Raw genomic sequence first — 339 nt, 5'->3', positions numbered from 1 at the left:
TCACCAACATTCTCATCATTCTTTCACTCCTTTTCTCATTAATTAAACCTCACCAATGCTTAAGCTCCTTGATTGTTCCCTCAGGATTTTCGCCATTCCTCTTAGTGTTGCAACCATTTGGTTAACTGTGACTAACCAGCAGGACAACACCAGCTATGGGAAACTAGAGTTCAGCAATCTCACAGGACTCAAGTAAGATAAAGTTCATTCCCTTTTTTTAACTCTTATTATAACCTTAATCATTCTATGCATATTCTAAAAAATTTAAGAATTGTTCAACAGATCCATGGTCTGCATCAGTGCTATATGTGCTGCATATGCATTTTTTGCTGCTGTTTC

The 339-nt window shown here is 36.9% G+C and carries 1 protein-coding gene; it reads left to right on the top strand.

The window, feature by feature from the left end; all coding sequences use genetic code 11:
- The first annotated feature begins 55 nt into the window (after nt 1-55).
- Nucleotides 56-196: a CASP domain-containing protein gene (locus tag LOK78_RS16930; RefSeq protein WP_232635675.1), complete on the top strand. Its 141-nt coding sequence runs from the start codon at nt 56-58 to the stop codon at nt 194-196.
- Nucleotides 197-339 lie beyond the last annotated feature (143 nt).

Source organism: Mangrovimonas futianensis, assembly GCF_021245805.1.
In the GTDB taxonomy this organism is placed as follows: Bacteria; Bacteroidota; Bacteroidia; order Flavobacteriales; family Flavobacteriaceae; genus Mangrovimonas; species Mangrovimonas futianensis.
This window is presented reverse-complemented; position numbering and strand designations above follow the sequence as displayed.

Excerpts from the sequence above, each read along its gene's own strand:
- LOK78_RS16930 (WP_232635675.1), top strand. The coding sequence starts at position 56 with ATGCTTAAGCTCCTTGATTGTTCCCTCAGGATTTTCGCCATTCCTCTT.